At 57.1% G+C, this 373-nt stretch carries 1 protein-coding gene; it reads right to left on the bottom strand.

Annotated features, from left to right (window positions below):
• Positions 1-373, bottom strand: a 373-nt coding sequence (locus KVT39_RS36615; protein ID WP_254640798.1) for a reverse transcriptase domain-containing protein, incomplete at both ends; no start/stop codon positions are given.

The following is a 373-nucleotide window of genomic DNA, read 5'->3' as shown; positions in this document are numbered from 1 at the left end:
GTGTATTGGTAGAAGGCGGCCCAGCCGGCGATCTGCCGGTTCAGGCTTGCCATCAAGTCCATCCGGTTCATGCCGTAATTGCCCGACAGTTGCTTGACCAGTCTCCCGGAAAAGCCCCGATACTTCTCCCATGGAATCGTCGTTACCGGCCGCATGCGACCACGTGATCCACGCTTGCGGATGATGCGGTGACCGAGGAAGACGAAGCCGTCGTTCACATGCGTGATATGGGTCTTCTCCATATTCAGCGTGAGCTTCAGTTCGCCTTCGAGGAACCCACGGCATGCTTCGCGTATTGCCTCGGCATGTTCGCGAGTTCCCTTGACCACGATCACAAAGTCATCCGCATACCGACAGTAGGCCACTGCTGGTT

The sequence above is a fragment of the Burkholderia sp. GbtcB21 genome (assembly GCF_019091065.1).
Classification (GTDB): Bacteria; Pseudomonadota; Gammaproteobacteria; order Burkholderiales; family Burkholderiaceae; genus Burkholderia; species Burkholderia pyrrocinia_C.
Note: the sequence above shows the minus strand (reverse complement) of the source record. Positions and strands in the feature narration are given on the sequence as shown.